Below are 15,717 nucleotides of genomic sequence, written 5' to 3'. Positions count from 1 at the left end.
AAAATAATTTTAAGAGAATACTAAAAGGATATAACTATATTTATTCCAACGAAAATAAGTAACAAAATGAAATTTAAACAAACACTATCCATCCTTGCAGTCACCCTATTAATGGTTGCTTGCGCACAAAATCCTTTTACAGGGAAAAAAACATTAGCCTTGGTGCCCAATTCACAGATCCTTCCAATGGCTTTTCAACAATACGATCAATTTCTTTCAGAAAATAAGGTAGTGAGAGGTACTTCAGATGCTAAAATGATTTCAAATGTTGGACAAAAAATTTCCACTGCTGCTGAGCGATGGCTTACAGCAAATGGATACTCTGGATATTTAAAAGATTATTCATGGGAATACAATCTCGTTCAAGATGATGCGGTAAATGCGTGGTGTATGCCTGGAGGGAAAATTGTTTTTTATACAGGAATTCTTCCCGTAACTCAAAATGAAGCTGGAGTTGCTGCGGTAATGGGACATGAAGTAGCACATGCTTTAGCAAATCACGGACAGCAACGTATGAGTGCTGGACAATTACAAGAATTGGGTGCTGTAGCAGGAAATATAGCGCTAAGCAGTGATCCTAAAAAGCAAGGGATTTTTAATCAGGCCTATGGAATTGGCTCTCAGGTTGGAATTATGCTTCCTTTTAGCAGAAGCCATGAAACCGAAGCAGATCGAATTGGGTTAACTTTAATGGCTATTGCAGGATATGATCCTATCGTAGCAGCAGAATTATGGCAACGAATGAAACAACAAGCAGGAGGTGCTCCAGCGGAGTTTCTAAGTACACACCCATCTAGTGATACACGAATTAGAAATATTACAGGTTGGGCTCCCGAAGCTAAAGCAGAAGCACGTAAATATGGTGTAACAACCTTCAGAAAAAGTTAGTATAACTATCAACTTATTTTAAAAAGCCGCTATTTTATAATAGTGGCTTTTTTTATGTTCTGAAACGTAAAACAATCCCTAATTATAAAAAACATTCTGCTATTTTAGCAGTTCATTTTATTTCTTCTGAAACATAGATTTTAAAATTATGGCAAATCTTCCAAAGGGTAGCAAAAAATTATTGAATGCTTGGGCGTTTTACGATTGGGCAAACTCGGTATACAGCTTAGTAATTGCTTCAGCAGTATTCCCAATATTTTACGGTGCTTTAACTCTGGTAAAAGAAGATGGAAAAATAGTGAGTGACACCGTTACTTTTCTAGGATACGATTTTAATAATGACACCTTAATAAGTTATGTTACTGCCGCTGCTTTTTTAATGGTTTCTATTCTAAGCCCCTTTTTAAGTGGAATTTCCGATTATGTAGGAAACAAAAAAGCGTTTATGAAATTCTTCTGTTACATGGGAGCGATCTCATGTATCGGGCTGTTTTGGTTCGACATGGAATATTTATGGTTTGGTCTTTTATGTTATTTTCTAGCTTTAATCGGCTTTTGGGGAAGTTTGGTATTTTATAATTCATATTTACCAGACATTGCTTTTCCTGAGCAGCAAGATCGAATAAGTGCAAAAGGATATTCTTTAGGGTACATAGGTAGCGTAATTCTATTAGTACTTTGCTTGGGAATGATATTATCTTATGAAACCTTCGGATTCGAAGATGAAGGGTTACCCACACGACTTTCTTTTGTATTAACAGGAGTATGGTGGATTGGATTTAGTCAATATTCATATTATCACCTTCCGAAGGGAAATAAAAAAGAGAAATTAACAAGGAATGTTATTTTTAACGGATTTAAAGAGCTTAAAAAGATATGGTTAAGTCTAAAAGATAATATTGCATTAAAACGGTTCTTGGGAGCGTTTTTTGTGTACAGTATGGCTGTTCAAACCATTATGTTGGTGGCTACTTATTTTGGGATTGAAGAACTTGATTGGGGCGATACCGATGCAACCACTGGATTAATTGTGAGTATTCTATTAATACAATTAGTGGCCGTATTGGGAGCCTTCTTAACATCCCGAGCCTCAGAGAAATTTGGTAATATAAATACTCTAATTGTTCTTAATATTATTTGGGCATGTATATGTGTTTATGCATATACAATTACAACGCCAGAACAATTTTATGTTACAGCTTCTATAGTAGGACTTGTCATGGGAGGAATTCAATCGCTCTCTCGATCTACCTATTCAAAATTAATCCCAGTAAATGCCATAGATACTGCTTCATATTTTAGTTTTTACGATGTATCAGAAAAAATAGGTATTGTTATCGGTATGTTTAGTTATGGATATGTAGCGCAACTAACGGGTAGCATACGGTATGCAATTCTCTTCTTTATTCTGTTCTTTATAATAGGATTACTTTTATTATTCAGAGTGCCAAGAAATAAAAATGGATAAACAATTTTTACTTAAGTTTGCGGTTATTACCTAATAAACCTGTTTTTATGAATCGATTTCAACTTTTTAACTGGGTATTGATTGCATTTGTTGCATTTCAATTTACAGCTTGTACTAATGAACCTTTAGATACTGATTTTCCTGACGAGAACGACCCCGGTTTACTGGAGGACGGTCAATTTAAAGCAATGATCGGTAATACAGAATTTCTAGCAGAAAGTACCACTGTGGTTTTAAATTCAAACAACGAATTAGTTATTACAGGAACTAAAGAATCAACGGGGGAGAGTATCACTATAGGAGTAGAAAATGCTGGAACTGGCACATTTAATTTAACTTCAGGTTCAGGAACCCAAAATATAGGTATTTATTTTGATGAAGAAAACACGTTGAACCCGTATACAACATCTCTTGCTTTTGGGGGTACCGGGCAATTACAAATTACAGATTTAAATGTAATGGACCTTACCATTACGGGTACTTTTAGCATACTAGGAGCACGTCCAACTTTCGATGCAAATGGTGATCCAATTGTAGACGCAAACGGGGACCCTGTTACCGAAAATATAGCAATTACATTGGGAGCGTTTAAAAATCTACCATATGATTTTGAAGAGATCGATGAAGAGGATCCCGATGATACAGATCCCTTCTTCGCAAACGTAAATGGAGAAGAATTTGTAGAAGATAGTTTCACTGCCGAAGTACGTGTTGTTGGTGATGAAAACGTAGTTAAAATTGAAGCCCGTACTGAAACTGGAGAACTACTACGTATAGATATTCCTGAAAATGTTGGAATAGGGACATTCTCTATGGAGTCTATTTCGAATGGCGCAAAACTTATAGGAATCTATAACGATGGACAGGGTGGTAATAATCTCACCTCTAATCCAGGCACAATCACAATAACAGAATTTAGCACTTTGAGTGGAAAAATTAAGGCTACATTTTCATTTACAGGAACCGATCCTGTAGGAGGCTCTTCAGATACAGTGCAAGTAACTCAAGGTAATTTAAATGTTAGTTACACACCTATGCCTGGAACCAACGACCCATTTTCAGTAAAGGTAGACGACGAAGATTTTGGAACAACTTCTGCTACGGCTATTTACACAACGTTTGCAGGGAACGAAATTATTCGTATTACCGCTACTGTTGGTAACGAACTCTTAAGTGTAACGTTTCCTGGAACGATCGAAGCAGGTACGTACGAGATGGATCCTACACTTGAAAACTTTCAAAATATAGTTGGAATTTATGCTCCAGATACAGAAAACAACCCTGTGAATTACAGTAGTAATCCCGGTATACTTATAATTAATAGTTATAATGAAGTTACAGGGAATATAGAAGGTAGGTTTTCTTTTTCAGCTACAGATCCAAATGGTGTTGATCCCCAAACTTTTGAAGTTACTGAAGGTCAATTCTTTTTAACGGTACAGTAAAAAATAATTTGTTAAATAAAAAAAGCCACTTATAAATGAAGTGGCTTTTTTTATTATTTTGACTGAATGTAATAGGTTACATCGATTTAATAGAGCCAGAGCCTAATACCTTTGTGTCATTTTTATTTGCTGCACCAGAATAAGTAATATCTCCAGAACCGTTAACACGAGCTTTTAAACTAGAGTTTGCAACTACTGAAGCTTCTCCAGATCCAGAGACATAGGCTTCTGTATTTTCTGCTATTAGTTCTTTTCCATTAAAAGTCCCACTACCTGTTACTTTCACCTCTAGATTCTGAACGTTACCATTAACTTTCAAATCCCCAGAGCCAGTAACTTTAGCGTCGAAATTTTGAGTATTAATTGTAACTTTAATTCCGCCAGAACCCGTAATTTGTGCTTCAAAATTTTCAGAAGAAATAGCCGCAACACTTTCTATTGTTCCTGACCCAACAAGATCAAGACCACTCAGATCGGTAAATGGTATAGTAACTTTTATTCCCTTTTGAGAGCGAATCGAAATACCGTTTTCAATTTTAATATAAAGTGTTTTTCCTTTAGTTGCAACGGTAATATATTCATGAAGATTACTATCTGTGGTAACTTTTACAGATCCTTCCGTTCCAGTTATAAGTGTTACATCCATAGAACCTGTTACATCAACTACATCATATTCTTGTGTTGTAATCGTTTTAGTAATAACATTCCCATCTCCCTTAACTTTTTTATTTCCCCATTTCTGAGCATGAGAATCGATGGTGGCTGTACATAATAATATTGCGGTAAGTACAATTTGTGATAGTGTTTTCATGATTGTGTTGTTTTAGTTACTTGTTAGTTTTTAGATAAGGTCACGCTTCCGTAATCGGAATTTATATTCACTGTATTTCCAGAATTTTCTTTTCCATGATAACCTGAGTAGGTTTTATGAGTATAGTCTTTTGAGGATTTGGTAACAGTAAGATCGTTTTCTCCCGTGAACCCTGCGTAAGAGAGGTCTACAACAAAATTGAAATGGTAACTAGGGGAGAAGCCCATTTTTATTCCTGTATAATCTCCATTGAGTGTCACATTTTTAGCCGTATTTGTTATCTCATCGATTTTTATAGAGCCATAATCGCTATTTAGATTTACCGAACCACTTACTGTTCCTAATCGTACGGTAACGTAATTGCCACGTCCTATGAGCTCTCCTACTTTTTGTATTGTTACTTTACCATAATCACAATTATAGTTTACGTCTTTAGCCTCTAAAACTTCAGAATGGGTGTAATCTGCAGCAATCTCTACACGCTCTGTTTTGTCCAATGTGAATCCAGAGTAATTGGCGTCGATCTTACCACTTTTCATGTAAGTGATGGTAGAATTATCGGTATAATCGAAAGTAAGGTAATTATCATCTGCTAATAATTCACCGATAATTAGTTGTCCATAATCGCAATTGATTTTTGCATTTCCTTCAAGCTTATTAATGCTAATTGTTCCGTAGTCGTTATTTAAGTCTACAGTATTGGTGACAGGTAATTTAATGGCGTAATTAATTTCCATTGAAATACTACTGTTTTTATTTCCCCAAAACTTCCAAGAACTTTTTTCTTCATTGAATTTCGTAATGGCAGTAACTAACGATCCATTGGCAGTGAAATCAACTTTAATTTCGTCTAATTTTCGCTGTACTTCCTCTTCGTCATTTCCGTTGGTTTTTATAAAAACTTCGATCACGGTTCTGTTTTCTCCCCACGTAACAATATCGATATTTCCGTAGCTATTGTTTACTTTAAGCCCTGCTTTGGCATTTACCGAAAATTCTTTTTTAATTGTTTTCTCTTTGGTGTATTTTCCTTTAAATTTTTCCGGACTGGCTAACGCCATTATGGGGACTAAAAATAAAATGAGGAGTATGTTATAATGTAGTTTCATCTTTATAATTTTTAAGTGTTTTTATTTCTTCTATGGTTTCAATAACCTGTTGTAACAATTCAATTCGATTTTGAAAGTTGTTAATCATGGCATAGATTACTCGTTTGTCGTTTCCGCTTTCAGTAAGGTCTATTTTAAGTGATTCATATTCTTCCTCAAGAATAGAAAGTTGATAAAGTGCATCGTCTACCAGTTCTTTCGTTTCAGTAGTATTAAAACTTTTTAGGGTTTGTAACTCTTCAGAAATTGTTGAGGTGAAAAACGATTGTGTTTCTTTCATTTCGGGAGAAACACTTGCTAATTCTGCATACGTTGGCGTTGTTTTCAGAAATAAAGAACTTACTGCCAAAAGTACTGCGATAGAAGCAGCTATAGAGAGTGGTTTCCACCATGTTTTGTTTTTTGGTTCTTCCTTAGTCGTCTTATTCTGTAACTTAGTAAGAAAACGTTTTTGGTGTCCGTTGGCCGTTTCGTGTATATCGAAACTACCTTCAAGATTTTTAAACAGTTCATCTATTGCATCTTTTTTCATGACGTTGCCATTAATTTTTTTCGTAAACTTTCTTTTGCTCTCGATACCATTGTTCTGCAATTCGCATAGCTTAGTTGCATAATATCACAGATTTCTTCGTAATCATATCCTTCGATTAAATGCAGTGTTAGTATTTGTTTATAGCTGGTATGCAACAATTCTAAACAACGCATTACCTGCTGCGCTTTTGTACGACTAAAGTCTTCTTCAATACTACTAGTATTTTCTTCGATTTCATCTTCTAAATGATATTCAGGAAGTGTCACAAATCGTTTCGATTTTTTATATTGTGAAATACTATTGTTAATCACGATACGTTTTAACCAAGCTCCGAAAGTGGCATCTCCTTTAAAAGAATCTAATTTGCTAAATGCGGTTATAAATGATTCTTGCATTACATCTTCGGCTTCGGCAGTATCTTTTACAATGCGCACCGCAACATTATACATCGCTTTCTGGTAGCGGTTGTACACTTCTAATTGTGCTAACTGGTTGTTCTTTTTACAGAGCAACAGTAACGTTTCAATATTTTGATGGGTTAGTGACAAAAAAAATACTTCGTTTAGTATAGAGAGTACCCAAGGTATGAATTGTTACACGTACACTAACATTTTTTTTAAAAATTAAGCAACATATCGTTTTATCGATAAATTTTAGAGTTTTAATTTCGCACATTTTTCGAATACTCATCGGTGTTTAGTAACCCTTGAACGACATGGCACAACTCTTGTCTATTTATAAGAGCGAGGCTTCTGAATCTCTTGTATTACAGTAGCTATGCTTTAAACTGAAAATAATTTAAACTAAACGATACATTGTGTTTCTTATTAAAATGACACAATGTCTTATATATTAATATGTCGAAATCAAAACTTAGAAATATAGACACGATGTCATTACAGGAATTGCAGGAAGATGCAGAATTAATTCCTTTATTATCTGCAGAGGATGAAGATGCCATGCAGAAAGAGGAACTTCCTGATACCCTTCCAATACTTCCCTTGCGAAATACGGTATTGTTTCCAGGCGTAGTAGTTCCAATTACCGCTGGAAGAGATAAGTCGATAAAGCTTATCAACGAAACCAACAAAGGGAATAAAGTGATTGGTGTGGTATCGCAGAAGGATGAAAGTAAAGAAGAGCCTGGAGCCAAGGATATCAATACAACGGGGACGGTCGCCAAAATACTTCGTGTGCTTAAAATGCCAGATGGAAATACAACGGTGATCATTCAAGGAAAGAAACGTTTTCAGGTTGCTGAAGTTCTTACTACAGAGCCTTACATGACGGCTACAATTCGTGAGGTTGCCGAAGCGCGTCCTGCAAAAGAAAATGAAGAGTTTAATGCGATTATTGATTCGATTAAAGAATTGGCATTAACAATTATAAAAGACAGTCCGAATATTCCTTCGGAAGCCGCTTTTGCGATTAAGAATATTGAAAGTAATTCGTTTCTTATCAACTTTGTATCCTCTAATTTGAACATATCTGTGGCTGAAAAGCAGAGTTTATTAGAGATTAATGATTTAAAAGATCGCGCATTGGAAACGTTGAAGTTCATGAATGTCGAACTTCAGAAATTATCATTGCGCAACGATATTCAATCGAAAGTGCACAGTGATATAAATCAACAGCAACGAGAATATTTCTTACAACAGCAAATGAAAACCATTCAAGAAGAGTTGGGTGGAAATTCTTCGGAAGCTGAAATTGAAGAAATGAGAACGCGTGCTAAGAAGAAAAATTGGCGCGAAGAAGTATCGAAACATTTCGATAAGGAACTTACCAAGTTGCAGCGTATGAATCCGCAGGTAGCTGAATTTAGTATTCAGAAAAACTATCTGGATCTTATGCTAGAATTACCTTGGGATACTTTTAGTAACGATAAATTCGATCTTAAGCGCGCACGTAAAATTCTAGATCGCGATCATTATGGTCTAGATGACGTAAAGCAACGTATCATTGAATATTTAGCAGTACTGAAACTTCGTAACGATATGAAGTCTCCTATACTTTGTTTATACGGACCTCCTGGAGTAGGTAAAACTTCTCTCGGGAAATCGGTTGCTGAAGCATTAGGAAGAGAATACATTCGAATGTCACTTGGAGGACTTCGAGATGAAGCGGAAATTCGTGGACATCGTAAGACCTATATTGGTGCTATGCCTGGAAGAATTTTAAAAAACTTAAAGAAAGCGGGAACCAGTAATCCTGTTTTTGTATTGGACGAGATCGATAAATTGTCTTCAGGAAATCAAGGGGATCCTTCCTCAGCAATGCTAGAAGTTTTAGATCCAGAGCAGAATAGCGCATTTTACGACAATTTCTTAGAGTTAGGCTACGATCTTTCAAAAGTGATGTTTATTGCTACTTCAAATAGTCTAAGTACCATTCAACCAGCATTGCTCGACCGTATGGAGATTATAAATGTTACAGGATACACGATCGAAGAAAAAGTTGAGATTGCCAAAAGACATTTACTTCCGAAGCAATTAAAAGAACACGGACTTACTTCTGAAGACCTTAAAATTGCCAAACCACAGTTAGAAAAAATTGTGGAAGGATACACTAGGGAAAGTGGTGTACGTGGACTTGAAAAACAGATTGCGAAGATGGTGCGTTATGCGGCCATGAAGATCGCTATGGAAGAAGCGTATACTTTGAAAGTGACTAACGACTTGATCGTAGAAGTTCTCAAAGCCCCTAGAATGGAGCGCAACCGATATGAAAATAATGAAGTAGCTGGAGTTGTCACCGGACTGGCATGGACACGTGTGGGAGGAGATATTCTCTTTATTGAATCGATTCTATCTAATGGGAAAGGAACTCTAAACATGACAGGGAACCTTGGTAAGGTAATGAAAGAATCGGCAACCATTGCTTTAGAATATATAAAATCGAACGCTAAAGTGCTAGGAATCGATCCAGCGGTGTTCGAAAAATACAATGTGCATATTCACGTTCCTGAAGGAGCAACTCCAAAAGACGGTCCGAGTGCTGGAATTACGATGTTAACCTCATTGGTTTCACTATTTACACAGCGTAAAGTAAAGAAAAGTATAGCCATGACAGGAGAAATTACCTTACGTGGAAAAGTGCTTCCAGTAGGAGGGATAAAAGAAAAGATCCTTGCTGCAAAACGAGCACATATTAAAGAGATTCTTCTTTGTGAAGATAATAAACGCGATATCGATGAAATTAAACCCGAATATTTAAAAGGGTTGAAATTTCAGTATGTAAAAGATATGAGCGATGTGCTTCAATTGGCATTGACCAAAGAAAAGGTGAAAAATGCTAAGAAACTTTAAATAGCAATTGTAGTTTAAGACCTTATAACGTGTATTTTGTTATAAGGTCTTATTCATTTCGTAAATCATTTCGTCGCCTGTTGAAAATAAATTAATATTGCAGTCGTTTACATGTTAGGTAAAGGTATCCTGCTTCTATGATCCAAAAGATTATTCTGTTTTTAATTGTTATGTTAACCACAAGTGCTATCGCTCAGGTAGGAGGGAGGTCGACCTATCAATTTTTGAACTTAGTAAATAATCCACGTCAGGCAGCATTGGGAGGAAAAGTGGTTACAAATTATGATTACGATCCAACGCAAGCGCTTTTTAACCCGGCGAGTATTAATCCGGATATGGATAATCAACTATCCATAAATTATTCAAATTATATTGGAGACGTAAATTACGGTACAGCGGCGTACGCTTATTTGTGGGATCGTCGTACTCAAGTGCTTCATACTGGAATCACCTATATTAATTACGGAAGTTTCGATGGCTACGACGAAAATGGAGAGCCTACTAGCAGTTTTAGTGGAGGAGAAGTAGCTTTATCTTTTGGACATGCTCGTAATATTGCTTTTACCAATTTTCATGTTGGCGTAAACGTGAAACTTATATCTTCAAAATTAGAACAATATTCATCCTTTGGAGGTGCTCTTGATATTGGAGTAATGTACGTTTACGATGCTTGGGATTTGCATATTACCGGTGTCGCTAGAAACCTGGGAACACAATTTACTCCTTACGATGAAGTATACGAGCCACTACCTTTCGAATTAATCTTCGGAATCTCTCAAACCTTAGAGAATATTCCCATTCGTTGGCACTTTACACTAGAGAACATGCAACGTTGGCGTGTTGCTTTTCCCAATCCTAATCGGGCAGAGACCGATCTTGAAGGAAATACCACCGAAGAAAACGTAAACTTTATAGACAACGCGTTTCGACACATGATTGTAGGAATCGAATTATTTCCCGAGAAAGGATTTAACATTCGATTGGGGTATAATTTACGTCGCGCAGAAGAATTACGAATTATCGAACAGCGTTCATTTGCAGGAATAAGCGCAGGATTTTCCATACGCTTAAACAAAATTCGACTCAGTTATACGTATGCCAAGTATAATGCAGCAGCGACCTCTAGTTTTTTCGGACTTAATATGAACCTTCAGTAATGAAAAAAATTACCATTGCCATAGACGGTTATTCATCTACAGGAAAAAGTACTGTAGCCAAACAACTGGCAGACTGGCTAGAGTATGTATATGTAGATACTGGCGCAATGTACAGAGCCGTGACGCTATATGCGATGCAAAAAGGGTTTATTTCTGAAGAAATTTTCGATAAAGACAAACTTATTGCGTCACTTTCAGAAATTAAACTGGAATTTAGAAAACCGAACGCATTTTCTAAAGCTGAAATTTTTCTTAATAATGAAAATGTAGAAAAGCAAATTCGTACACTTCAAGTTTCAGAATATGTGAGTCCGATCGCCACAATACCCGAAGTGCGCAGAAAATTGGTGGAGCAGCAACAACGCATGGGAGAGGGAAAAGGTGTAGTTATGGATGGTCGCGATATAGGAACCGTGGTATTTCCAAATGCAGAATTAAAAATATTTATGAATGCCTCTGCCGAAAAGCGTGCTACTAGAAGGTTCCACGAGCTGTTGGAAAGAGGGGATGAGGTAGCTTATAAAGATGTGCTTGAAAATGTATTAGAGCGCGATCATATCGATTCCACTCGGGAAGATTCTCCTTTACGAAAGGCGGACGATGCGATAGAAATAGATAACAGTGAAATGAATCTAGAAGATCAGTTTCATATTATTCTACAATTGGCGAAAGACCGTATTGCTGGACGAATATAACTTTTACACTCCACTTAAAAAGGTTTCGCTTTTTGCTTTAAATAACTAACTACTTTTTACTACGAGGTGAGGTTTCTAGTAGTTTTTCAATCTACTTTTTTATAACGCAATACCTCTTTATCTGCTTCATTATAGAAATACAAACTTAGTTCTTCTCTTTTATAACTTCGTACCTGTTGCAATGCTTTGTTATATTCTGCAGATAAATCCATGTTGGGACACGCCATTTTAGTACCGCCCAAAGTTCCAAAGCGAATACTTTTATCGGTAAGTGTTTCAATGCTACCAAAAATAGAATTACAACCATCGTTACCGCCAATGCGTTTTTCTTCCACAAAAATCTCTAATACAGGTTGTTTATTTCTTCCTGAGAATTGATTGTGCCGCACCACATCGCCATTCATTGCCTGTAATGCCCATATATCGTGCAGCTGTATGGCTATCTTGCTATCTGTTTTAGGTTCCATTGCTTTTTTTTCAAGAACTTCCACAAGTGTATATTGAATTGAGGAAGCATCTGCGGGTACGGACTTCGGGTCTTTTTTTACTTCGGAAACTTCTAGTTTATATATAAATCCGGGTTCGTAATTAAATCCATCGATAGTACTGTAAAAAAGTTGCCATTCTCCCTCTCTAAATTGTTCTCCTTTCTGAATCTGAAGGCATTGTCTTTGGCCCACTCCTTCGCATGCGACTTTAGCACTGTTGACCCAATACACAAAGGTCTCCTGTTCTTCTGAAGGTTTTTCATTACAAGAATTAGCTATTAAAAAAGCAAGAAATAAAGCGGTAAGTGATTTCATAATGTTGAGGTTTAAGAAAACAAAAATAATGAAAGCGATAGAGATGCAGCAACTTTTAAATAAGATGAATCTAAGGAGCATTTAAAAATAAGTGCTCTATTATATGCAACTGTTTTACTGCAAGAGGGATAGCAGTTGGCTACCGTGTAGCGCGGATAGCCCGACACTGTAGCGAAGCGGAAGTGGCTTGCCCAAGAAGTAGCTCTAGAAATACGATTTAAATTACACTTATAATGAAATAGATATTTATTAAAATCTGACTTGCGATAAAAGTTAGTGCCTTTAAAAAAGGAGTGATTTTTCTTATTCAAAACGCTTTGAAAATCAAAAGATAAGTAGTAATTTTGCAACCCTTTTAGCGGCAAAGCAAGAATAAAAGGAGCTAAAACTAATATAATCTAAACCCTTCTGTGGGATCGCCGCATTTTTCTTGAATGAACACAGAATACAAAAACTTGTGAGGCAGCAACTTAAATTTCTGAATCGCAATACACAGTAACAAATGGCTGATAAAGCAAACAAAGAAGTAGCAAAAGAAGAAGCTACAACAAACGAACAGGAAACAGCAACTGCTGAAGTGGAGCAACCAAAAGAAGAACTTTCTTTAAAGCAACGCGATCCTGAAAAATTTCTTGAAGAATTTAACTGGCACAACTATCAAGAAGGAATCGATCCTATCGATGATGGTAAACTAGCAGATTTTGAAAAACTAGTAACCGAAAATTTCGTTGATACATTAGATGACGAAGTAGTAGAAGGAGAAGTTGTTTTTGTAACCGATCGTGATGCGATCATCGACATTAACGCAAAATCTGAAGGTGTTGTTTCTTTAAATGAGTTCCGTTACAATCCGGACCTTAAAGTTGGAGACAAAGTAGAAGTTTTAATCGATGTACGCGAAGACAGTACAGGACAGTTAATTCTTTCTCACCGTAAAGCAAGAACAATTAAAGCCTGGGAGCGTGTTAATACTGCACACGACGAAGCAACTATCGTTAACGGATTCGTTAAATGTCGTACCAAAGGTGGTATGATTGTAGACGTATTTGGAATCGAAGCGTTCTTACCAGGATCACAAATAGATGTGAAGCCAATTCGTGATTACGATGCGTATGTTGGTAAAACAATGGAATTCAAAGTGGTGAAAATTAACCACGAATTTAAAAACGTTGTTGTTTCACATAAAGCGCTTATCGAAGCAGATATCGAAGAGCAGAAGAAAGAAATCATCGGTCAGCTTGAAAAAGGTCAAGTACTCGAAGGTGTTGTGAAAAACATCACTTCATACGGAGTATTCGTAGATCTTGGAGGTGTAGACGGACTGGTACACATTACAGACCTTTCTTGGTCACGTATCAACCACCCGAATGAGATCGTAGAACTAGATCAGAAATTGAACGTTGTAATTCTTGATTTCGATGAAGATAAAACACGTATTCAATTAGGTCTTAAACAATTAAATGCACACCCATGGGATGCCCTTGGTGATGAGCTTAAAATTGGTGATCGCGTTAAAGGTAAAGTTGTTGTAATTGCAGATTACGGTGCGTTTATCGAAGTAGCTGAAGGTGTAGAAGGATTGATCCACGTTTCTGAAATGTCTTGGTCAACACACTTACGAAGCGCACAAGATTTCGTAAATGTTGGAGATGAAGTAGAAGCAGAAATATTAACACTAGACAGAGAAGATCGTAAAATGTCTCTTGGTATCAAGCAATTATCGCAGGATCCATGGACTGATATTACTTCTAAATACCCTGTAGGTTCACGTCATAAAGGGATTGTACGTAACTTCACCAACTTTGGTGTATTCGTAGAATTAGAAGAAGGTATCGACGGACTTATTTATATCAGCGACCTATCTTGGACTAAGAAGATCAAGCACCCAAGTGAATTTACTAATATTGGTGATACACTAGAGGTTGTTGTTCTTGAATTAGATGTAGAAGGACGTAAATTAAGCTTAGGTCACAAACAGACTGAAGACAACCCTTGGGATAAGTACGAAGCTGAATTTAAAGTAGGAAGCAAGCATACAGCTAAGATCGATGAGATCGTAGACAAAGGAGCCGTAATCAACTTTAATGATGATATTAGTGCATTTGTACCAAAACGTCACTTAGAAAAAGAAGACGGGACTGACGTACAAAAAGGTGAAGAAGCAGAATTCCAAATTATTGAATTCAATAAAGAATTTAAGAAAGTGGTAGCCTCTCACATGGCAATACATAAAGAAGAAGAAGCGAAGATCGTAAAAGCAGCTGCTAAAAAAGCGGAGCAACAAGCCGATGAGTCTAAACCGACTTTAGGTGACGCGAACTCAGCACTTCAAGCTTTAAAAGACAAAATGGACGGGAAATAACAATCCAAGTTTCTTTAGAGAAACAACATTCATTTAAAGCAAAAGCCTTCCAGAAATGGAAGGCTTTTTTATTAGAATAAAATTAATGTTTTAAATATATGCGATAATTAAATACAAATTACTAATTTAGAGTTGAATAGAGACTCTTTTTAGCATTAGTTATGAAGAGTAATTTACGAACCTTAATACCTTACACATGAAAAAAGTTACTTTAACAATCGCATTAATCGTATCGACCGTGTCTTACGCACAGCAAATCTCCGGATACCACGAACTGGGAGCTATAGACTTACCAGTAATCAATGCTACCAATCAACAAGCTACAATCACACAAATTGATGACTTAGAACGCCCAATTATTGGAGTTTACACTACTCTCGATGAATTTAATACCGCGCTTTCTGAAAACTGCTCAGAAACGAGTGTAACCTCTGAAGATTTTACAGGAGGTCCCGCAGGTATTACCGAATGTGGTCCTACTGTAAGTAGTGATGGAGATAGTTGTTTTGCAGCTGGTGAACTAGAAGTTGGGTTTACAGTTTCTGTAAGTACTGGTACAGTTATAAATATTCCTCCCGGTGCCATTGGTAACACAGATTCTTTAGTTGGTGCTACAACATTTGCAGAATTTACAATTATCAATTTTGATCCTAATGTGTATGCAGTAGCTATGGATGTTTGGGAAAATAATGACCCTACTACCTTAATTAGAGTTTATGGTGAAGGAGATGTTTTAATAGAAGAATTATCGATAGATGCACCAACAAATTCTCAGAATTTTTTCGGGGTAATCACAGATGAACCTATTACAAAAATTGAGTTAGAAGGTGCTAATGGCAGTGGAGAACTATTCGGAAACTTTATTTTTGGTGGAGATTGCTTACTAGGTGTTAATACTAATACTCTTTCACAAATATCGGTTTTCCCTAATCCCACTACAGGAATCTTAAAAATTAATATTCCTTCAGGAATTGAAATAGAAAATAGCGTTATGTACGATGTTCTTGGAAAAGTAATACCGGCTACCTTCGTAAATGGAGAGTTAAATATTTCTAGCCTTCAGCAAGGTGTTTATATACTTAAAATTAATACAAATAGTGGAGTCTATACTCAGCAAATTATTAAGGAATAAAGGTTTA

Annotated in this window: 13 protein-coding genes; 8 read left to right on the top strand and 5 right to left on the bottom strand. The window is 36.4% G+C overall.

Annotated elements, in window-relative coordinates; translation table 11 throughout:
• The first annotated feature begins 66 nt into the window (after nucleotides 1–66).
• The 3 genes from ULVI_RS11815 to ULVI_RS11805 all read left to right on the top strand — a co-directional run bounded on the left by ULVI_RS11815 (nucleotide 67) and on the right by ULVI_RS11805 (nucleotide 3,801).
• The gene (locus ULVI_RS11815; protein WP_068592987.1) at nucleotides 67–888 is read left to right on the top strand and encodes a M48 family metallopeptidase; all 822 of its coding nucleotides are present in this window, start codon (nucleotides 67–69) and stop codon (nucleotides 886–888) included.
• A 148-nt stretch (nucleotides 889–1,036) separates the two neighbouring features.
• Complete coding sequence (locus ULVI_RS11810) at nucleotides 1,037–2,356, top strand: MFS transporter (protein WP_068592986.1); 1,320 nt, start codon at nucleotides 1,037–1,039, stop codon at nucleotides 2,354–2,356.
• 47 nt (nucleotides 2,357–2,403) lie between these two features.
• Nucleotides 2,404–3,801 (top strand): DUF6252 family protein, encoded by a 1,398-nt coding sequence (locus tag ULVI_RS11805; RefSeq protein WP_068592984.1) that lies wholly within the window; start codon nucleotides 2,404–2,406, stop codon nucleotides 3,799–3,801.
• A gap of 76 nt (nucleotides 3,802–3,877) precedes the next feature.
• Here ULVI_RS11805 and ULVI_RS11800 read toward each other — a convergent pair whose 3' ends face one another.
• The 4 genes from ULVI_RS11800 to ULVI_RS11785 are packed head-to-tail and all read right to left on the bottom strand — an operon-like array spanning nucleotide 3,878 to nucleotide 6,801.
• Complete coding sequence (locus ULVI_RS11800; RefSeq protein ID WP_068592983.1) at nucleotides 3,878–4,612, bottom strand: head GIN domain-containing protein; 735 nt, start codon at nucleotides 4,610–4,612, stop codon at nucleotides 3,878–3,880.
• 23 nt (nucleotides 4,613–4,635) lie between these two features.
• Nucleotides 4,636–5,721 (bottom strand): hypothetical protein, encoded by a 1,086-nt coding sequence (locus ULVI_RS11795; protein ID WP_068592981.1) that lies wholly within the window; start codon nucleotides 5,719–5,721, stop codon nucleotides 4,636–4,638.
• Nucleotides 5,705–6,253, bottom strand: a complete 549-nt coding sequence (locus ULVI_RS11790; RefSeq protein WP_068592980.1) for a hypothetical protein — start codon at nucleotides 6,251–6,253, stop codon at nucleotides 5,705–5,707. Before ULVI_RS11790 ends, ULVI_RS11795 begins: the two co-directional genes overlap by 17 nt.
• Nucleotides 6,250–6,801, bottom strand: coding sequence for an RNA polymerase sigma factor (locus ULVI_RS11785; RefSeq protein ID WP_068592979.1), 552 nt, complete (start codon nucleotides 6,799–6,801; stop codon nucleotides 6,250–6,252). The genes ULVI_RS11790 and ULVI_RS11785 overlap by 4 nt, the downstream gene beginning before the upstream one ends.
• Before the next feature lie 309 nt (nucleotides 6,802–7,110).
• Between ULVI_RS11785 and lon the strand changes: the two genes are divergently transcribed.
• The 3 genes from lon (at nucleotide 7,111) to cmk (ending at nucleotide 11,413) form a co-directional block, all read left to right on the top strand.
• Nucleotides 7,111–9,561 (top strand): endopeptidase La, encoded by a 2,451-nt coding sequence (gene lon / locus ULVI_RS11780; protein WP_068592978.1) that lies wholly within the window; start codon nucleotides 7,111–7,113, stop codon nucleotides 9,559–9,561.
• A gap of 137 nt (nucleotides 9,562–9,698) precedes the next feature.
• Nucleotides 9,699–10,718, top strand: a complete 1,020-nt coding sequence (gene porQ, locus ULVI_RS11775) for a type IX secretion system protein PorQ (protein WP_068592976.1) — start codon at nucleotides 9,699–9,701, stop codon at nucleotides 10,716–10,718.
• On the top strand, nucleotides 10,718–11,413 hold the full coding sequence (gene cmk, locus ULVI_RS11770; RefSeq protein ID WP_068592974.1) for a (d)CMP kinase: 696 nt from the start codon (nucleotides 10,718–10,720) through the stop codon (nucleotides 11,411–11,413). The genes porQ and cmk overlap by 1 nt, the downstream gene beginning before the upstream one ends.
• Nucleotides 11,414–11,499: 86 nt before the next feature.
• Here cmk and ULVI_RS11765 read toward each other — a convergent pair whose 3' ends face one another.
• Nucleotides 11,500–12,216, bottom strand: a complete 717-nt coding sequence (locus ULVI_RS11765; RefSeq protein WP_068592973.1) for a DUF4377 domain-containing protein — start codon at nucleotides 12,214–12,216, stop codon at nucleotides 11,500–11,502.
• 502 nt (nucleotides 12,217–12,718) lie between these two features.
• Between ULVI_RS11765 and rpsA the strand changes: the two genes are divergently transcribed.
• Nucleotides 12,719–14,578 carry a 30S ribosomal protein S1 gene (gene rpsA, locus ULVI_RS11760; RefSeq protein ID WP_068592972.1) on the top strand — a complete coding sequence of 620 codons (1,860 nt, stop codon included), beginning with the start codon at nucleotides 12,719–12,721 and terminating at the stop codon, nucleotides 14,576–14,578.
• Between the two features lie 196 nt (nucleotides 14,579–14,774).
• A complete protein-coding gene (locus ULVI_RS11755) occupies nucleotides 14,775–15,710 on the top strand; it encodes a T9SS type A sorting domain-containing protein (RefSeq protein WP_068592971.1) in 936 nt (311 codons plus the stop codon).
• Nucleotides 15,711–15,717: the final 7 nt, after the last annotated feature.

Source organism: Cochleicola gelatinilyticus (assembly GCF_001637325.1).
Lineage (GTDB): Bacteria > Bacteroidota > Bacteroidia > Flavobacteriales > Flavobacteriaceae > Cochleicola > Cochleicola gelatinilyticus.
Note: the sequence above shows the minus strand (reverse complement) of the source record. Positions and strands in the feature narration are given on the sequence as shown.

Bases quoted from the DNA above. Each gene is read 5' to 3' on its own strand.
- ULVI_RS11815 (WP_068592987.1), top strand. From the start codon at position 67: ATGAAATTTAAACAAACACTATCCATCCTTGCAGTCACCCTATTAATG.
- ULVI_RS11810 (WP_068592986.1), top strand. From the start codon at position 1,037: ATGGCAAATCTTCCAAAGGGTAGCAAAAAATTATTGAATGCTTGGGCG.
- ULVI_RS11805 (WP_068592984.1), top strand. From the start codon at position 2,404: ATGAATCGATTTCAACTTTTTAACTGGGTATTGATTGCATTTGTTGCA.
- ULVI_RS11800 (WP_068592983.1), bottom strand. From the start codon at position 4,612: ATGAAAACACTATCACAAATTGTACTTACCGCAATATTATTATGTACA.
- ULVI_RS11795 (WP_068592981.1), bottom strand. From the start codon at position 5,721: ATGAAACTACATTATAACATACTCCTCATTTTATTTTTAGTCCCCATA.
- ULVI_RS11790 (WP_068592980.1), bottom strand. From the start codon at position 6,253: ATGAAAAAAGATGCAATAGATGAACTGTTTAAAAATCTTGAAGGTAGT.
- lon (WP_068592978.1), top strand. From the start codon at position 7,111: ATGTCGAAATCAAAACTTAGAAATATAGACACGATGTCATTACAGGAA.
- porQ (WP_068592976.1), top strand. From the start codon at position 9,699: ATGATCCAAAAGATTATTCTGTTTTTAATTGTTATGTTAACCACAAGT.
- cmk (WP_068592974.1), top strand. From the start codon at position 10,718: ATGAAAAAAATTACCATTGCCATAGACGGTTATTCATCTACAGGAAAA.
- ULVI_RS11765 (WP_068592973.1), bottom strand. From the start codon at position 12,216: ATGAAATCACTTACCGCTTTATTTCTTGCTTTTTTAATAGCTAATTCT.
- rpsA (WP_068592972.1), top strand. From the start codon at position 12,719: ATGGCTGATAAAGCAAACAAAGAAGTAGCAAAAGAAGAAGCTACAACA.
- ULVI_RS11755 (WP_068592971.1), top strand. From the start codon at position 14,775: ATGAAAAAAGTTACTTTAACAATCGCATTAATCGTATCGACCGTGTCT.